The following is an 18,641-nucleotide window of genomic DNA, read 5'->3' on the forward strand; positions in this document are numbered from 1 at the left end:
ACCACCAGCACCGATGCCATTAATGGTTCACAACTTCAGAGTACCGCAAGCACCATTATGTCCTATTTGGGCGGCGACGCGGCAATGAGTGATGCCGGCGTATTTACCGGCCCTAAATATAATATTGGCGGCAATGAATACACCAATGTTGGCGCAGCCCTTACCGCTCTGGATAATGACGCCCTGCTGTGGGATGCAACCGCTAATTCAAATAATGGTGCATTCAGCGCAGGACATGGAAAAGATAACACGCCGAGCATCATTACCAACGTCGCTGATGGTCTGATTGATGATGACAGCTCCGACGCCATTAACGGCTCTCAGCTGAAAACCACTAACGATGCCGTAGCAGCCAACACCACCAATATCGCCACTAACACCACCGATATCACCAACCTGACTGACGCTGTTGACAGTCTCGGTGATGACGCTCTGCTGTGGGATGCAACCGCTAATTCAAATGCTGGTGCATTCAGTGCTGCACACGGAAAACTCAAAACCGCCAGCAAAATTACCAACGTTGCAAATGGTGACATCTTAGCCAACAGTTCTGATGCTATTAATGGCTCACAGCTTTATAGTTTAGCCGATTCCTTCACGACCTATCTCGGCGGTGGTGCCGATATCAGCGATACAGGTGTTCTCACAGGCCCGACCTACACTATCGGTTCGACGGAATACAACAACGTCGGTGATGCCCTGAACGCGATTAACACATCGTTCAGCAATTCACTTGGTGATGCCCTGCTGTGGGATTCTAAAGCGGAAAAATTCAGCGCCATGCATGGCGGCACAACCAGCGTGATCACTAACGTTTCTGACGGTGAAATCTCTGCGAAGAGCAGCGATGCTGTAAATGGCTCGCAACTCTATGACACCAGCAAGTACATTGCTGATGCCCTGGGGGGTGACGCAGAGGTAAATACAGACGGCACAATCACTGCGCCGACGTACACCATTGCTAATGCTGATTACAATAATGTCGGTGATGCCCTGAACGCAATCGACACCACTCTCGATGATGCTCTGCTGTGGGATGCCACAGCCAATGACGGCAAAGGTGCATTCAGTGCTGGTCATGGGAAAGATAACACCGCCAGCAAGATCACTAATGTTGCAGCCGGTACAGTCTCCGCTACCAGCAGCGATGCTATTAACGGCTCACAACTGTATACCACCAACAAGTACATCGCTGATGCGCTGGGTGGTGATGCAGAAGTTAACGCTGACGGCACCATCACTGCGCCAAGTTACACCATTGCGAATGCCGAGTACAACAACGTCGGTGACGCCCTGGATGCGCTCGATGATAATGCTCTGCTGTGGGATGCAACGGCCAATGACGGCAAAGGTGCCTACAACGCCAGCCATGACGGCAAGGCCAGCATCATCACAAACGTTGCTGATGGTAACATTGGCGAAGGCAGCACCGATGCGGTTAATGGTTCTCAGTTGAATGCCACCAATATGATGATCCAGAACATTGCTGGTAACACCAGTGAAACCTATATCGAAGAAAACGGTGCGGGCATTAACTATGTGCGTACTAACGACGACGGCTTAGCGTTCAACGATGCCAGCGCACAGGGTGTTGGCGCTACAGCAGTGGGTTATAACTCTGTCGCCAAAGGCGATAGCAGCGTAGCCATGGGTTATAACTCTGTTGCCTCTAATGCCAGCAGCGTAGCCATTGGTTATAACTCTGTTGCCTCTAATGCCAGCAGCGTAGCCATTGGTCAGGACAGCAGCAGTACTGTTGACACGGGTATCGCCCTGGGTAGCAGTTCTGTCTCCAGCCGCGTAATAGTTAAAGGTTCTCGTGACACCAGCGTGTCGAAAGACGGTGTTGTGATTGGTTATGACACCACGGACGGTGAACTGCTCGGCGCATTGTCGATTGGTGATGACGGTAAATATCGTCAAATCATCAACGTCGCCGATGGTTCCGAAGCCCATGACGCCGTTACGGTTCGCCAGTTGCAGAATGCCATTGGTGCAGTCGCTACCACGCCGACTAAATACTTCCACGCTAATTCAACGGAAGAAGATTCACTGGCAGTAGGTGAAGACTCGCTGGCAATGGGCGCGAAAACTATCGTTAATGGTAATGCGGGTATTGGTATCGGCCTGAACACTCTGGTTCTGGCTGATGCAATCAACGGTATTGCTATCGGTAGCAACGCGAGTGCAAACCATGCAAACAGTATTGCGATGGGTAACGGTTCCCAGACCACCCGTGGAGCACAGACTGGCTACACCGCCTACAACATGGACGCACCGCAGAACTCTGTGGGTGAGTTCTCTGTCGGCAGTGAAGACGGTCAACGCCAGATCACCAACGTCGCAGCAGGTTCGGCTGATACTGATGCGGTTAACGTGGGTCAGTTGAAAGTAACGGACGCGCAGGTTTCCCAGAATACCCAGAGCATTACTAACCTGAACAATCAGGTCACTAATCTGGATACTCGCGTTACTAATATCGAAAACGGTATTGGCGACATCGTGACCACCGGTAGCACCAAGTACTTCAAGACCAATACCGATGGCGTCGATGCTAACGCGCAGGGTAAAGATAGCGTCGCAATTGGCTCTGGTTCCATTGCTGCCGCTGACAACAGCGTCGCTCTGGGTACAGGCTCCGTGGCAAACGAGGAAAATACGATTTCCGTAGGTTCTTCCACTAATCAACGCCGTATTACTAACGTTGCCGCAGGTAAAAACGCGACTGACGCGGTTAACGTTGCGCAGTTGAAGTCTTCTGAAGCAGGCGGTGTGCGTTACGACACCAAAGCTGATGGCTCTATCGACTACAGCAACATCACCCTCGGTGGTGGCAACGGCGGTACGACTCGCATCAGCAACGTTTCCGCTGGCGTGAACAACAACGACGCGGTGAACTACGCGCAGTTGAAGCAAAGCGTGCAGGAAACGAAGCAATACACCGATCAGCGCATGGTTGAGATGGATAACAAACTGTCCAAAACCGAAAGCAAGCTGAGTGGTGGTATCGCTTCTGCAATGGCGATGACCGGTCTGCCGCAGGCTTACACTCCAGGTGCCAGCATGGCCTCTATTGGTGGCGGTACTTACAACGGTGAATCAGCTGTTGCTTTAGGTGTGTCGATGGTTAGCGCCAATGGTCGTTGGGTCTACAAATTACAAGGTAGTACCAATAGCCAGGGTGAATACTCCGCCGCACTCGGTGCCGGTATCCAGTGGTAATCATCCATTAACGAATGGGTAAACGCCAAATTGCCTGATGCGTTACGCGCATCAGGCAAGATAAGGCGCACCGGGTCAACAATCTAAGGGCAATTCTCTGATGAGGATTGCCCTTTTCTTTACCAGACATCTCCCTTCACCAAAAAATTGGCCCTACCAATTCTTCGCTTATCTGAACTCTGGTTCACAGTTCCCCAATTAAAACTCACATTAACATTGCCAATTAATAACATTTAATTAACTATTCATTGTCATTATCCCTACACTACAAAATTGGCAGTGCCACTTTTACACAACGTGTGACAAGGAGATGAGCAACAGACTCATTACACGATGTGCGTGGACTCCAGGAGACCTGCAATGAATCTCTGGCAACAAAACTACGATCCCGCTGGGAATATCTGGCTTTCCAGCCTGATAGCATCGCTTCCCATCCTGTTTTTCTTCTTTGCGCTGATTAAGCTCAAACTCAAAGGTTATGTCGCCGCCTCGTGGACAGTCGCTATCGCTCTGACCGTCGCGCTATTGTTCTACAAAATGCCGGTTGCCAATGCGCTGGCCTCGGTGGTTTATGGCTTCTTCTATGGTTTGTGGCCCATCGCGTGGATCATTATTGCGGCGGTGTTCGTCTATAAGATCTCGGTGAAAACCGGGCAATTTGACATCATCCGCTCGTCTATTCTCTCAATAACCCCAGACCAGCGTCTGCAAATGCTGATCGTCGGTTTCTGTTTCGGCGCATTTCTCGAAGGGGCTGCGGGTTTCGGCGCACCAGTGGCAATTACCGCCGCATTGCTGGTCGGCCTGGGCTTTAAACCGCTGTACGCCGCCGGACTGTGCCTGATTGTTAACACCGCGCCAGTGGCATTTGGTGCGATGGGCATTCCAATTCTGGTTGCCGGACAGGTGACGGGCATCGACAGCTTTGAAATTGGTCAGATGGTGGGTCGTCAGCTACCGTTTATGACCATTATCGTCCTGTTCTGGATCATGGCGATTATGGACGGCTGGCGCGGTATTAAAGAGACGTGGCCTGCGGTCGTGGTTGCAGGTGGTTCATTTGCCATCGCACAGTATCTCAGCTCCAACTTCATTGGGCCGGAACTGCCGGACATTATCTCTTCGCTGGTATCGCTGCTCTGCCTGACACTGTTCCTCAAACGCTGGCAGCCAGTGCGCGTATTCCGTTTCGGCGATCTGGGTGCATCGCAGGTTGATATGACGCTGGCTCACACAGGTTACACGGCGGGTCAGGTGCTGCGAGCCTGGACACCGTTCCTGTTCCTGACCGCCACCGTAACACTGTGGAGTATCCCGCCGTTTAAAGCCCTGTTCGCATCGGGTGGCGCGCTGTATGAGTGGGTGATCAATATTCCGGTGCCGTATCTCGATAAACTGGTTGCACGTATGCCGCCGGTGGTCAGCGAAGCTACAGCCTATGCCGCCGTGTTTAAGTTTGACTGGTTCTCTGCCACCGGCACCGCCATTCTGTTTGCTGCGCTGCTCTCGGTTGTCTGGCTGAAGATGAAACCGTCTGACGCTCTCAGCACCTTCGGCAGCACGCTGAAAGAACTGGCACTGCCCATCTACTCCATCGGTATGGTGCTGGCGTTCGCCTTTATCTCGAACTATTCCGGACTGTCATCAACACTGGCGCTGGCACTGGCGCACACCGGTCATGCATTCACCTTCTTCTCGCCGTTCCTCGGCTGGCTGGGGGTATTCCTGACCGGGTCGGATACGTCATCTAACGCTCTGTTTGCCGCTCTGCAAGCCACGGCCGCACAACAAATTGGCGTCTCTGACCTGTTGCTGGTTGCCGCCAATACCACCGGCGGTGTTACCGGGAAGATGATCTCCCCGCAATCCATCGCCATCGCCTGTGCGGCGGTAGGTCTGGTAGGCAAAGAGTCAGATCTGTTCCGCTTTACTGTCAAACACAGCCTGATATTCACCTGTATGGTCGGCGTGATCACCACGCTTCAGGCTTACGTCTTAACGTGGATGATTCCTTAATGATTGCTACACCCAGACGCCTGTCAGACGAAGTTGCCTCCCGTGTGCGGGCGCTGATTGATGAAAAACAACTGGAGGCGGGCATGAAGTTGCCCGCTGAACGCCAACTGGCGATGCAACTCGGCGTGTCGCGTAATTCACTGCGCGAAGCGCTGGCAAAACTGGTGAGCGAAGGCGTACTTCTTAGTCGTCGCGGTGGTGGCACATTTGTACGCTGGCGTCATGACGCGTGGTCGGAGCAAAACATCGTCCAGCCGCTGAAAACGCTGATGGCCGATGATCCGGATTACAGTTTCGATATTCTGGAAGCCCGCTACGCCATTGAAGCCAGCACCGCATGGCATGCAGCAATGCGTGCCACGCCTGGCGACAAAGAAAAGATTCAGCTTTGTTTTGAAGCAACGCTCAGCGAAGACCCGGACCTCGCTTCGCAAGCGGACGTTCGTTTTCATCTGGCGATTGCCGAAGCCTCGCATAACATCGTGCTGCTACAAACCATGCGTGGTTTCTTTGATGTTCTGCAATCCTCGGTGATGCAAAGCCGTCAACGGATGTATCTCGTGCCGCCCGTTTTTTCACAACTGACCGAGCAGCATCAGGCGGTCATTGACGCCATTTTTACCGGGGATGCCGACGGTGCGCGTAAAGCGATGATGGCGCATCTCAGTTTTGTCCACAGCACCATGAAAAGATTCGATGAAGATCAGGCGCGCCGTGCACGTATTACCCGCCTGCCCGGTGAGCATAATGAGCATTCGAGGGAGAAAAACGCATGATTATTTCTGCAGCCAGCGATTATCGCGCCGCAGCACAACGCATTCTGCCGCCGTTCCTGTTCCACTATATGGATGGCGGCGCATATTCTGAATATACCCTGCGTCGTAACATGGAAGATTTATCAGAAGTGGCGCTGCGCCAGCGTATTCTGAAAAACATGTCCGACTTAAGTCTGGAAACGACATTGTTTAATGAGAAATTGTCGATGCCAGTAGCGCTGGCTCCAGTGGGCTTGTGCGGCATGTATGCGCGACGCGGCGAAGTTCAGGCTGCAAAAGCGGCGGATGCGCATGGCATTCCGTTTACTCTCTCAACGGTTTCCGTTTGCCCGATTGAGGAAGTCGCACCCGCCATCAAGCGCCCAATGTGGTTCCAGCTTTACGTACTGCGCGATCGCGGTTTTATGCGTAACGCACTGGAGCGAGCAAAAGCAGCGGGTTGTTCGACACTGGTTTTCACCGTGGATATGCCAACACCGGGCGCACGTTACCGTGATGCGCACTCGGGTATGAGTGGCCCAAATGCGGCAATGCGCCGCTACTTGCAGGCGGTGACGCATCCACAATGGGCGTGGGATGTGGGCCTGAATGGTCGTCCGCATGATTTAGGTAATATCTCGGCTTATCTCGGCAAACCGACCGGACTGGAAGATTACATCGGCTGGCTGGGGAATAACTTCGATCCGTCCATCTCATGGAAAGACCTTGAGTGGATCCGCGATTTCTGGGATGGCCCGATGGTGATCAAAGGGATCCTCGACCCAGAAGATGCGCGTGATGCGGTACGTTTTGGCGCTGACGGGATTGTAGTTTCTAACCACGGCGGTCGTCAGTTAGATGGCGTGCTCTCTTCTGCCCGCGCACTGCCTGCCATTGCGGATGCGGTGAAAGGTGATATCGCCATTCTGGCAGATAGCGGCATTCGTAACGGGCTTGATGTCGTGCGTATGATTGCGCTCGGTGCCGACACCGTACTGCTGGGTCGTGCTTTCCTGTATGCGCTGGCAACGGCGGGCCAGGCGGGCGTGGCTAACCTGCTGAATCTGATTGAGAAAGAGATGAAAGTGGCGATGACGCTGACGGGCGCGAAATCGATCAGTGAAATTACGCAAGATTCGTTGGTGCAGGGGCTGGGTAAAGAATTGCCTGCGGCGCTGGCTCCGATGGCGAAAGGGAATGCGGCATAGTCGGGGGGGAGGGGAAAAGGCCGCACGGCTCACCAATTTTCTGCTATCCTGCCCCCGCACTAAGGGGGCAGTATGCTAAACATCGTACTTTACGAACCAGAAATTCCGCCAAATACTGGCAACATCATCCGTCTTTGCGCTAATACCGGCTTTCGTCTGCATATCATCGAACCAATGGGATTTGCCTGGGACGATAAGCGCTTGCGCCGCGCGGGGCTGGACTATCACGAGTTTACCGCTGTTACGCGTCATCATGACTACAGCGCGTTCCTCGAAGCAGAAAATCCCCAGCGCCTGTTTGCCCTCACTACAAAAGGTACGCCCGCACATAGCGCCGTAAGCTATCAGGATGGCGACTATCTGATGTTCGGCCCGGAAACACGCGGCCTGCCGGCAAGCATTCTTGATGCCCTACCCGCTGAACAAAAAATTCGGATTCCAATGGTGCCGGACAGCCGCAGCATGAACCTGTCCAATGCGGTTTCGGTAGTGGTGTATGAAGCCTGGCGGCAGCTGGGGTATCCGGGAGCGGTGTTGAGAGATTAGTTACTGTAGGCCGGATAGATGATTACATCGCATCCGGCACGATCACAGAACGTCAGATCCCATCCCCATACTCAAACGTATGGTTAATACCGTTGAAATGCTGGTCCATATCCATTGATGGCTTATCGCTGTCTGGTTTACCGACAATGCGTGCCGGAACGCCAGCGGCGGTAGTATGCGGCGGCACTGGTTGCAGCACCACGGAACCTGCGCCAATCTTCGCGCCGCGCCCAACTTCAATATTGCCGAGAATTTTCGCGCCCGCGCCAATCATCACGCCTTCACGAATTTTCGGGTGACGGTCACCGCTGGTTTTCCCAGTACCGCCAAGGGTGACGGATTGCAGAATCGACACGTCGTTTTCAATCACCGCCGTTTCACCAACGACAATGCCCGTCGCATGGTCGAGCATAATGCCACGGCCAATTTTTGCTGCCGGGTGAATATCGACCTGGAACGTCACAGAAACCTGGTTTTGCAGAAAAATAGCCAGTGCGCGACGGCCCTGATTCCACAACCAGTGACCGATGCGATAAGCCTGCAAGGCATGAAAACCTTTCAGGTATAACAACGGCGTTGAGTATTTATCCACCGCCGGGTCGCGGGTACGCACCGCCTGAATATCACAGGCCGCAGAGGCGATCATTTCCGGGTCGGCGGCGTAGGCTTCTTCCACCACTTCGCGGATAGCAATGGCAGGCATGATTGGCGATGACAGCTTGTTCGCCAGCATGTAGCTCAGGGCACTGCCAAGGTTTTCGTGCTTGAGTAGCGTCGCGTGGTAAAAACTGGCCAGCATTGGCTCACAGTCCGCCAGCGTTCTGGCTTCAGCTTTAATATTGTTCCAGACAATTTCCAGTTCTTCACACGACATTGCTTACTCCACACGATGAGATAATGACCGGCCCGTTCTGCGCGGGCCGGGTCATAGCGGTAACAAAGGTTCCCTGGGTTTAGTGGCTGCTGCGCTCGTCCTTGCGTGCACGACCTAGTAAAGTCAATGCTGCCTCGCGCGCGTTTTTTCCGCAATATAATACTTGATAAATTTCCTCGGTTATTGGCATTTCAACGCCGAAACGATGCGCCAACTCGCGGACTTCTTTCGTATTGCGGTAGCCTTCCACCACCTGACCAATCTTCTCCTGCGCGCTTTGTACATCCATGCCCTGACCGAGCATCATGCCAAAACGGCGGTTACGCGACTGGTTGTCGGTACAGGTAAGCACCAGATCGCCCAGCCCCGCCATGCCCATAAAGGTGGCAGGATCGGCACCCAGCGCCGCGCCAAGACGCGACATCTCAGCCAGACCACGGGTAATTAGCGCCGTTCGTGCATTCGCGCCAAAACCGATACCGTCGGACATCCCCGCACCAATGGCAATGACGTTTTTCACCGCGCCGCCAAGCTGCACGCCAATGAAATCCGGATTGCTGTAAACGCGGAAACTTTTGCCACAGTGCAGCAACTGCTGGAGATCATCGGCGAAGGTCTGGTCGGTAGAGGCCAGCGAAATAGCCGTCGGTAAACCTGCCGCCAGTTCTTTCGCAAATGTTGGGCCAGAGATAACCGCTAGCGGAATTTGATCGCCTAACGCCTCACGCGCCACGTCCTGTAACAGACGCCCGGTTTCCGCTTCCAGACCTTTAGTCGCCCACACCAGACGCGCATCAGAACGCATCAGCGGTTTAATCTGGCGCAGCACTTCACCAAAGACATGGCTGGGTACGACGACAAGAATATTACGGCTGGCTGCCAGCGCGGTGGCGAGATCGCTTTCAAGATGGAGCGTATCGGGAAAAGGCACATCGGGGAGAAACGCGGCGTTACAGCGGTCGCGTTCAAGCGTTGCGATATGTTCAGGGTCATGGCCCCAGAGGACAACCTCGTGGCCATTTCTTGCCAGGGTGATGGCAAGAGCGGTGCCGTACGAGCCGGCACCGATCACAGTCATTGAAGCATTACGTTGGTTCATCAGGCATCCTGATGTTCTTCAGTACCTTCGCCAGCCTGCTGCTGCAAATAGTTCATGAACAGCGCATCGAAGTTAACCGGCGCAAGGTTCAGTTGCGGGAATGTACCGCGGGATACCATGCTGGTGATGCATTCACGAGCATACGGGAACAGAATGTTCGGGCAGTATGCGCCCAGGCAATGTGCCAGCTGGGTGCCTTCGATACCCGCGATGGAGAAAATACCGCCCTGCTGAACTTCACACAGGAACGCAGTTTCTTCGCCCAGGGATGCCGTTACGGTAACACGCAGTACCACTTCGTAAACGTCATCTGCCAGTTGAGAAGATGCCGTATCCAGATCAAGTTTAACTTCTGGCTGCCAATCTTTCTGGAAAACGTGCGGCGCGTTCGGCGCTTCGAAAGAAATATCCTTGGTATAAATACGTTGGATCTGGAAAGTCATTTCGGTGTTGTTTTGTTCTGACATGTGTAGAAAACCCTTAAGTGTTGTCCTTAAATACTGCGCAATGTAATGCCAACGTTCACACGTTATTTCAGCAGGGGATCCAGTCCACCACGTGCATCCAATGCATACAAGTCATCACAGCCGCCAATGTGCTGTGCGTCAATAAAAATCTGGGGAACCGTGGTGCGACCGCTGCGTTTGATCATCTCTTCACGCTTAGCGGCGTTGCCATCGATCGGCAGCTCCTGAAAACTCACGCCCTTGCTGCTCAGCAGTGCTTTTGCACGATGGCAATACGGGCAGGTTTCTTTGGTATAGATTTCAACATTGGCCATAACTTAGCTCCTGTTTTTTACCCTGAAATTTCATGTTGCAGGGCGGCAGCAAAATGGAGTGTCCCCAGAAGCTTATAACAATAAGTCGCTGGGGGCATAATTGCAGCTAACGGCCTGCATCATGAAAGACGACAGGTAAATTATTTGCCGCGCACCAGAGGCAAGTTTTCGCCAGCCCAGCCAGCGACGCCGTCTTTCAGCACGAATACTTGCGCAAAACCAGCTTTCGTCAGCGCGTTTGCAGGCTCCTGGCACTGCATGCCAGAACCGTCTACCACGATAACCGGTTTGTCTTTGTGCTTCTCAAGCTCACCAACATTGTTGGCTTTGATTTCGCTCGGCAACAGATTGATAGAACCTGCGATATGGCCTTTACGGAAGTCATCACGCTGACGTAAATCCACAACCACAGCGTCTTCTTTGTTGATCAGACGCGTAGCTTCACCACGAGTAATCACCTTCACTTTCGAGGTCAGGCTCTTAAACGTAGTGACAAGAACCGCCACCAGTAACGCGATCCAGGCGATACTCAGTATGGGATGACGGCCAACAAATTGCATAATTTCTTGCATGGGGGGTAACAACTCCCGACGTAGTGATTAAAAAAACCAGGAAAGGAGTATACCTGCGCAGTGCGGCAAATACAGCCAGCGCGTTAACTGGAATGCAATTTTGCGGGGCGCGACGAAAAAAAATCGCAATTCTGGCATCGGCTTGCCGCGAGCGGTCGTATATTTTGATCTTCAGAGGCTATTTTATCGATTCAGCTGTAGTAAAATTACGCAAATTTTGACTCTTGAGTATGAGGTTGTCGCAATGTCGGTTTCTAAAAAACCTATGGTACTGGTGATTCTGGATGGCTATGGCTATCGCGAAGAACAGCAGGATAACGCCATTTTTAGTGCTAAAACCCCGGTAATGGATGCACTGTGGGCCAATCGTCCGCATACCCTGATCGACGCTTCCGGTCTGGAAGTCGGTCTGCCTGACCGTCAGATGGGTAACTCCGAAGTAGGCCACGTTAACCTGGGTGCCGGCCGCATCGTGTATCAGGACCTGACTCGTCTGGACGTTGAAATCAAAGATCGCGCTTTCTTTGCTAATCCAGTACTGACTGGTGCGGTAGATAAAGCGAAAAACGCAGGCAAAGCAGTACACATTATGGGTCTGCTCTCCGCAGGCGGCGTACACAGCCACGAAGATCACATCATGGCGATGGTAGAACTGGCAGCTGAACGCGGTGCAGAAAAAATCTATCTGCACGCATTCCTTGACGGTCGCGACACTCCGCCGCGCAGTGCTGAATCTTCGCTGAAAAAATTCGAAGAGAAATTTGCCGCGCTGGGTAAAGGCCGCGTAGCGTCCATCATTGGTCGTTACTACGCTATGGACCGCGACAACCGTTGGGATCGCGTTGAAAAAGCCTATGACCTGCTGACTCTGGCGCAGGGTGAGTTCCAGGCCGATACTGCCGTTGCTGGTTTGCAGGCTGCTTATGCTCGCGACGAAAACGACGAATTCGTGAAAGCGACCGTTATCCGTGCGGAAGGCCAGCCAGACGCGGCAATGGAAGACGGCGACGCGCTGATTTTCATGAACTTCCGTGCTGACCGTGCGCGTGAAATCACTCGTGCATTCGTGAACGCTGATTTTGACGGCTTCGCGCGTAAGAAAGTGGTTAACGTCGATTTCGTGATGCTGACCGAATACGCCGCTGACATCAAAACCGCAGTGGCTTACCCACCGGCTTCCCTGGTTAACACCTTCGGCGAGTGGATGGCGAAAAACGACAAAACTCAGCTGCGTATTTCCGAAACTGAAAAATATGCTCACGTCACTTTCTTCTTTAACGGTGGTGTAGAAGAGTCGTTCAAAGGCGAAGACCGCATTCTGATCAACTCGCCGAAAGTCGCTACCTACGACCTGCAGCCGGAAATGAGCTCCGCAGAGCTGACCGAAAAACTGGTTGCGGCAATCAAGAGCGGCAAATACGACACCATTATCTGTAACTATCCGAACGGCGACATGGTAGGTCACACCGGGGTGATGGAAGCGGCGGTTAAAGCGGTAGAAGCGCTGGATCACTGTGTTGAAGAAGTGACAAAAGCCGTTGAGTCCGTGGGTGGACAACTGCTGATCACCGCTGACCACGGTAACGCTGAACAGATGCGCGATCCGGCAACGGGTCAGGCACACACGGCACACACCAACCTGCCAGTTCCGCTGATTTACGTTGGTGATAAGAACGTGAAAGCGGTTGAAGGCGGTAAACTTTCTGACATCGCACCGACCATGTTGTCGCTGATGGGGATGGAAATCCCGCAAGAGATGACTGGTAAGCCGCTGTTCATCGTGGAATAATCCCTCCCCATGAGGGGAAAGGCGATTAATACCATGACACGGGCCACGAAACCGCGCAGGTTTGCAGTCAGGCCCATCATTTACGCCAGCGTTCTTAGCGCTGGCGTATTGTTGTGCACGTTTTCCGCCCACGCGGATGACCGCGACCAACTCAAGTCTATTCAGGCCGATATCGCCGCGAAAGAGCGCGCGGTACGCCAACAGCAGCAACAACGCTCAAGCCTGCTTGCTCAGCTGAAAAAGCAGGAAGAGGCGATCTCCGAAGCCACCCGCAAGCTGCGCGAAACGCAAAACACGCTCAATCAACTGAATAAACAGATTGATGAGATGAACGCGTCGATTGCCAAACTGGAGCAGCAAAAAGCCGCCCAGGAACGCAGCCTCGCCGCGCAACTGGATGCCGCGTTTCGTCAGGGTGAACATACCGGTATTCAGCTGATTCTCAGCGGTGAAGAAAGCCAGCGCGGTCAACGATTGCAGGCTTACTTCGGCTATCTCAACCAGGCGCGACAAGAAACCATCGCCCAGTTGAAGCAAACGCGTGAAGAAGTCTCCATGCAGCGTGCTGAACTGGAAGAGAAACAAAGCGAACAACAAACGCTGTTATATGAGCAACGCGCCCAACAGGCGAAACTGACTCAGGCGCTGAACGAGCGTAAAAAGACGCTGGCGGGGCTGGAATCTTCCATCCAGCAAGGTCAGCAGCAGCTAAGTGAACTGCGTGCCAACGAATCCCGTCTGCGTAACAGCATTGCCCGTGCAGAAGCGGCAGCGAAAGCGCGTGCTGAACGTGAAGCGCGCGAAGCCCAGGCGGTTCGCGACCGTCAGAAAGAAGCGACGCGTAAAGGCACCACCTACAAACCGACTGAAAGCGAAAAATCGCTGATGTCCCGTACCGGTGGTCTGGGCGCGCCGCGCGGTCAGGCATTCTGGCCGGTTCGCGGGCCAACGCTGCATCGCTATGGCGAACAGCTACAAGGCGAACTGCGTTGGAAAGGGATGGTTATCGGTGCTTCTGAAGGTACTGAAGTTAAAGCGATTGCCGACGGTCGGGTGATTCTGGCCGACTGGCTGCAAGGCTACGGTCTGGTGGTGGTGGTTGAGCACGGTAAAGGCGACATGAGTCTTTACGGCTATAATCAGAGCGCACTGGTGAGCGTTGGTTCGCAGGTTCGCGCGGGCCAGCCAATTGCACTGGTGGGCAGCAGTGGTGGTCAGGGTCGGCCTTCACTCTATTTCGAAATTCGCCGCCAGGGTCAGGCGGTCAATCCACAGCCGTGGTTGGGAAGATAAGTTTTGTTTCCATTTCGTCGTAACGTTCTTGCATTTGCCGCGCTGTTGGCGCTCTCCTCCCCCGTAATTGCTGGCAAACTAGCCATCGTCATTGATGATTTTGGGTATCGCCCGCACAACGAAAACCAGGTGCTGGCAATGCCCTCCGCTATCTCCGTTGCGGTATTACCCGACTCACCGCACGCCAGAGAGATGGCGACCAAAGCGCATAACAGCGGTCACGAAGTGTTGATCCATCTGCCAATGGCACCGTTGAGTAAACAGCCGCTGGAGAAAAACACGCTGCGCCCGGAGATGAGCAGCGACGAAATTGAGCGCATTATTCGTAGTGCGGTCAATAACGTGCCCTATGCCGTGGGGATCAACAACCACATGGGCAGCAAAATGACCTCTAACCTGTTTGGTATGCAGAAAGTGATGCAGGCGCTGGCGCGTTACAATCTTTACTTCCTCGACAGCGTAACCATCGGTAATACCCAGGCGATGCGCGCCGCACAAGGCACTGGCGTGAAGGTTATTAAACGGAAGGTGTTCCTCGACGATTCGCAAAATGAAGCGGATATTCGTGTACAGTTTAATCGTGCAATTGACCTGGCGCGTCGCAACGGTTCGACCATCGCCATTGGTCATCCACATCCCTCAACGGTACGCGTATTGCAACAAATGGTTTATAACCTGCCGCCAGACATTACGCTGGTGAAAGCCAGCAGCTTGCTGAATGAACCACAGGTCGATACATCTACACCGCCGAAAAATACTGTGCCCGACGCACCGCGTAATCCGTTCCGTGGCGTGAAGCTGTGTAAACCGAAAAAACCGCTGGAGCCAGTTTATGCGAATCGCTTCTTTGAAGTATTAAGCGAAAGCATCAGCCAGAGCACGCTGATCGTTTACTTTCAACATCAGTGGCAAGGCTGGGGCAAACAGCCCGAAGCGGCGAAGTTTAACGCTAGCGCAAATTAAAGGCGCTACGCGTAATGCGATGGTGCGATCGTGTTTTGTCGCGCCATTGCCATAAGCGGAAAGACCACAGTAATGCCTGATAACCCACCTTTACGCTGCGGACATTAGTAATCAGGCGCTTATACATGCCGGAAGTAAATATCTCAGCAATCATCCGTTGGCGGATAATAATATCCGGCTCTTTGCGCACCGCATGGCAAACACGCAATGCTTCGTAAGTTATTTGCTGATGAAATTCCGGATAAATTGTAATTTTGTCGACATAATTTCGATTTAATTTCTCCAGCAGGCGGGTAATCTTAATATAGTGACGTTGATAATTAAGGTTTTTATTCCCTTGTCTATTCAACCGACTCACTGACGTATTATGCAGATAATATTTATATAACGATTGCTCGGTATATCGCGCACGCAGCGCGTTAAACATAAATTCTGTTGTCCAGACAATATCCTGATGATGTAATCCGGCAATAAATTTAATGTTATTTTTTACAATAACATCGCGGCGATAAACGCCCATCCAGACAACGTGAGTCCAGCGGCGAGAAGAAAGTCCCATCCGCAGCCAGTCCGGGCCGGTTAATACGCCGGTTGAGCGTATGCGATCGGTGGGAATGGATTGCCAGGTTTCCCCCGTTTCACGAAAACACCAGTCAGCGTTGCACTGCGCCACGTCGAGATCGTCCTCTAACGCCATAGTCATCAGCGTTTCATACATGGTGGGATAGACTTCATCATCAGCATCGACAAAAGCAACATATTTGCCCGTCGCTGCCTCGATCCCGCGATTACGCGCCACCGATGCGCCAGCATTCGCCTGATGCAGCAAGCGAACATGTGGATGTTTTTCTGCGTAATGCTTTGCTATTTCAACAGAATTATCCGTTGATCCATCGTTAATAATAATAATTTCCAGAGCAGTCCAGGTTTGCGCAATTAAAGATTCCATGCAAGCGTTGAAATCATCTCCCGCATTATATAACGGGATAATAACACTTAGTTTATTGGTGCTGTTCATCATAAATTACCGACGACCTCTGAAGTTACCCTAACGTTGTACAGGCTTTGTATTAAGAAACCATTAAGCTTGTGAAATATTATTTTTACGGGTGAGAAAGTAACTTCAGGCTAGAGAGATAATGAAAGCAGCAATATAAGATAACAGCGCAATTACGATATCTTTATTACACTGACAGGATTTTACATATTTAACGGATTATCCTCAGGAGAAAGGGCTGGAATACCAGCCCTTGTTCGTGTTAATCCCAGCTCAGAATAACTTTCCCGGACTGGCCAGAACGCATAGCATCAAAGCCTTTCTGGAAATCGTCGATGGAGAAACGATGGGTAATGATTGGCGAGAGATCCAGACCAGACTGAATCAGCGCCGCCATCTTGTACCAGGTTTCAAACATCTCACGACCGTAAATACCTTTAATGAACAGGCCTTTAAAGATCACTTTTGTCCAGTCGATAGACATATCAGACGGCGGGATACCCAGCATCGCAATACGCCCCCCGTGATTCATGGTGTCCAGCATCGTGCGAAACGCTGACGGCGCACCAGACATCTCCAGACCAACATCAAAGCCTTCAGTCATGCCCAGCTCGGCCATCACGTCATTGAGGTTTTCTTTGGCGACGTTAACCGCACGAGTGATGCCCATTTTGCGCGCCAGCCCCAGACGGTATTCGTTAACATCAGTGATCACCACGTTGCGTGCACCAACGTGTTTCGCTACCGCCGCGGCCATAATACCAATTGGGCCTGCACCAGAAACCAGAACATCTTCGCCGACCAGATCAAATGATAGCGCCGTATGCACCGCATTTCCGAACGGGTCAAAAATTGCGGCTAAGTCATCGGAGATATTGTCGGGGATTTTGAAGGCGTTGAATGCCGGGATCACCAGATATTCGGCGAAGCAGCCCGGGCGATTAACACCAACGCCTATCGTGTTGCGGCACAAATGGGTACGACCACCACGACAGTTGCGGCAATGACCACAGGTGATATGGCCTTCGCCAGAAACGCGATCGCCGATCTTGAAGCCTTTCACTTCCTGACCGATGCCAACCACCTCACCAACATATTCATGGCCTACAACCATCGGTACTGGGATGGTTTTTTGCGACCACTCATCCCAGTTATAGATGTGAACGTCAGTCCCGCAGATGGCTGTTTTACGGATTTTAATCAGCAGATCGTTATGTCCGAGTTCCGGTTCAGGAACGTCGGTCATCCAGATGCCCTCTTCCGCTTTCAGTTTGGATAACGCTTTCATCTCACATCCTCACTCAGGCGATTACGCCCAGTTGTTTACCAATACGCGTGAACGCTTCTACCGCACGCGTAATTTGCTCAGGAGTATGCGCCGCAGACATCTGAGTACGAATACGCGCCTGACCTTTCGGAACGACCGGATAGAAGAAACCGGTGACGTAAATGCCCTCTTTTTGCAGCTCACGAGCAAATTTCTGCGCCACTACCGCATCGCCAAGCATGACCGGAATAATGGCGTGATCGGCTCCCGCCAGGGTAAAGCCCGCCGCCGACATTTGCTCACGGAACTGACGCGCATTCGCCCACAGACGGTCACGCAGCTCGCTACCCGCTTCAACCATCTCCAGCACTTTGATGGAAGCGGCGACAATCGCTGGTGCCAGCGAGTTGGAGAACAGGTACGGGCGAGAACGCTGGCGCAGCCACTCAACCACCTCTTTGCGCGCCGCGGTATAACCACCAGAAGCCCCGCCCAGTGCTTTACCGAGTGTTCCGGTGATAATATCGACCCGGCCCATCACATCGCAGTATTCATGAGAACCGCGACCGTTCTCACCGACAAAACCGACCGCATGGGAATCATCCACCATCACCAGCGCATCGTATTTATCGGCCAGATCGCAAACCCCTTTCAGGTTGGCAATTACGCCATCCATAGAGAACACGCCATCGGTGGCGATTAACACATGGCGCGCCCCGGATTCACGCGCTTCTTTCAGGCACGCTTCCAGCTCCTGCATATTGTTGTTGGCATAGCGATAGCGTTTGGCTTTACACAGTCGCACGCCGTCAATGATCGAGGCATGGTTCAGAGCATCGGAGATAATGGCGTCTTCCGCGCCCAGCAACGTTTCAAACAGACCGCCGTTGGCATCAAAGCAGGAAGAGTAGAGAATCGCATCTTCCATCCCCAGGAAGGCCGCCAGTTTTTGTTCAAGCTCTTTATGGCTGTCCTGAGTGCCGCAAATAAAACGCACCGAAGCCATGCCGAAACCGTGAGAATCCATTCCCGCCTTTGCCGCCGCAATCAGATCCGGATGATTCGCCAGTCCGAGATAGTTATTGGCACAAAAGTTTATGACGTGACTTCCATCAGCCACAGTGATGTCTGCTTGCTGCGCAGACGTAATAATGCGTTCTTCTTTAAACAACCCTTCCGCCCTTGCGGTTTCCAGATCGTTAGTTAACTGCTGATAAAATTCTCCACGCATTGCGATTCTCCAGACAGGGCAATTTCCA

General features: G+C 52.6%; 16 protein-coding genes. 8 read left to right on the plus strand and 8 right to left on the minus strand.

The window, feature by feature from the left end; translation table 11 throughout:
- The 5 genes from FEK47_RS15880 to trmL form a co-directional block, all read left to right on the plus strand.
- On the plus strand, positions 1–3,222 hold a 3,222-nt coding region (locus FEK47_RS15880; protein WP_171020857.1), incomplete at its 5' end, for a YadA family autotransporter adhesin.
- A gap of 360 nt (positions 3,223–3,582) precedes the next feature.
- Positions 3,583–5,238 carry an L-lactate permease gene (gene lldP, locus FEK47_RS15885; protein ID WP_135487028.1) on the plus strand — a complete coding sequence of 552 codons (1,656 nt, stop codon included), beginning with the start codon at positions 3,583–3,585 and terminating at the stop codon, positions 5,236–5,238.
- Positions 5,238–6,014, plus strand: a complete 777-nt coding sequence (gene lldR / locus FEK47_RS15890) for a transcriptional regulator LldR (RefSeq protein WP_130222408.1) — start codon at positions 5,238–5,240, stop codon at positions 6,012–6,014. The genes lldP and lldR overlap by 1 nt, the downstream gene beginning before the upstream one ends.
- Positions 6,011–7,201 carry a quinone-dependent L-lactate dehydrogenase gene (lldD, locus tag FEK47_RS15895; RefSeq protein ID WP_130206682.1) on the plus strand — a complete coding sequence of 397 codons (1,191 nt, stop codon included), beginning with the start codon at positions 6,011–6,013 and terminating at the stop codon, positions 7,199–7,201. Before lldR ends, lldD begins: the two co-directional genes overlap by 4 nt.
- A gap of 72 nt (positions 7,202–7,273) precedes the next feature.
- Positions 7,274–7,747, plus strand: a complete 474-nt coding sequence (gene trmL / locus FEK47_RS15900) for a tRNA (uridine(34)/cytosine(34)/5-carboxymethylaminomethyluridine(34)-2'-O)-methyltransferase TrmL (RefSeq protein WP_000932351.1) — start codon at positions 7,274–7,276, stop codon at positions 7,745–7,747.
- A 52-nt stretch (positions 7,748–7,799) separates the two neighbouring features.
- Here trmL and cysE read toward each other — a convergent pair whose 3' ends face one another.
- From cysE to FEK47_RS15925, 5 genes are all read right to left on the minus strand, one after another.
- Positions 7,800–8,621: a serine O-acetyltransferase gene (gene cysE / locus FEK47_RS15905; protein WP_001277565.1), complete on the minus strand. Its 822-nt coding sequence runs from the start codon at positions 8,619–8,621 to the stop codon at positions 7,800–7,802.
- Positions 8,622–8,700: 79 nt separating this feature from the next.
- Positions 8,701–9,720 carry an NAD(P)H-dependent glycerol-3-phosphate dehydrogenase gene (gene gpsA, locus FEK47_RS15910; protein ID WP_112914747.1) on the minus strand — a complete coding sequence of 340 codons (1,020 nt, stop codon included), beginning with the start codon at positions 9,718–9,720 and terminating at the stop codon, positions 8,701–8,703.
- Positions 9,720–10,187: a protein-export chaperone SecB gene (gene secB / locus FEK47_RS15915; protein WP_130206686.1), complete on the minus strand. Its 468-nt coding sequence runs from the start codon at positions 10,185–10,187 to the stop codon at positions 9,720–9,722. Before secB ends, gpsA begins: the two co-directional genes overlap by 1 nt.
- 62 nt (positions 10,188–10,249) lie before the next feature.
- A complete protein-coding gene (gene grxC / locus FEK47_RS15920) occupies positions 10,250–10,501 on the minus strand; it encodes a glutaredoxin 3 (protein WP_000024392.1) in 252 nt (83 codons plus the stop codon).
- 140 nt (positions 10,502–10,641) lie between these two features.
- Positions 10,642–11,073, minus strand: a complete 432-nt coding sequence (locus FEK47_RS15925) for a rhodanese-like domain-containing protein (protein ID WP_130215194.1) — start codon at positions 11,071–11,073, stop codon at positions 10,642–10,644.
- A gap of 244 nt (positions 11,074–11,317) precedes the next feature.
- On the opposite strand from FEK47_RS15925, the gene gpmM reads away from it, so the two are divergent.
- Genes gpmM through FEK47_RS15940 form a run of 3 tightly spaced genes read left to right on the plus strand, consistent with a single transcriptional unit; the run spans position 11,318 to position 15,118 of the window.
- The gene (gene gpmM / locus FEK47_RS15930; RefSeq protein ID WP_064526112.1) at positions 11,318–12,862 is read left to right on the plus strand and encodes a 2,3-bisphosphoglycerate-independent phosphoglycerate mutase; all 1,545 of its coding nucleotides are present in this window, start codon (positions 11,318–11,320) and stop codon (positions 12,860–12,862) included.
- 33 nt (positions 12,863–12,895) lie between these two features.
- Positions 12,896–14,155, plus strand: coding sequence for a murein hydrolase activator EnvC (envC, locus tag FEK47_RS15935; protein ID WP_240727774.1), 1,260 nt, complete (start codon positions 12,896–12,898; stop codon positions 14,153–14,155).
- 3 nt (positions 14,156–14,158) lie between these two features.
- Entirely contained in the window at positions 14,159–15,118 is a 960-nt protein-coding gene (locus tag FEK47_RS15940) for a divergent polysaccharide deacetylase family protein (RefSeq protein ID WP_130215190.1), read from the plus strand.
- On the opposite strand, the gene waaH is transcribed toward FEK47_RS15940, so the two are convergent.
- The 3 genes from waaH to kbl all read right to left on the minus strand — a co-directional run bounded on the left by waaH (position 15,105) and on the right by kbl (position 18,613).
- The gene (gene waaH / locus FEK47_RS15945) at positions 15,105–16,139 is read right to left on the minus strand and encodes a UDP-glucuronate:LPS(HepIII) glycosyltransferase (RefSeq protein WP_135487025.1); all 1,035 of its coding nucleotides are present in this window, start codon (positions 16,137–16,139) and stop codon (positions 15,105–15,107) included. The two genes, FEK47_RS15940 and waaH, sit on opposite strands and share 14 nt — an antisense overlap.
- A 238-nt stretch (positions 16,140–16,377) precedes the next feature.
- Complete coding sequence (tdh, locus tag FEK47_RS15950; protein ID WP_130206693.1) at positions 16,378–17,403, minus strand: L-threonine 3-dehydrogenase; 1,026 nt, start codon at positions 17,401–17,403, stop codon at positions 16,378–16,380.
- Between the two features lie 13 nt (positions 17,404–17,416).
- Positions 17,417–18,613, minus strand: coding sequence for a glycine C-acetyltransferase (kbl, locus tag FEK47_RS15955; RefSeq protein ID WP_130258364.1), 1,197 nt, complete (start codon positions 18,611–18,613; stop codon positions 17,417–17,419).
- Between the last annotated feature and the right edge of the window lie 28 nt (positions 18,614–18,641).

Origin of the sequence: Escherichia sp. E3659 (assembly GCF_005781135.1) — a bacterium.
GTDB lineage: Bacteria > Pseudomonadota > Gammaproteobacteria > Enterobacterales > Enterobacteriaceae > Escherichia.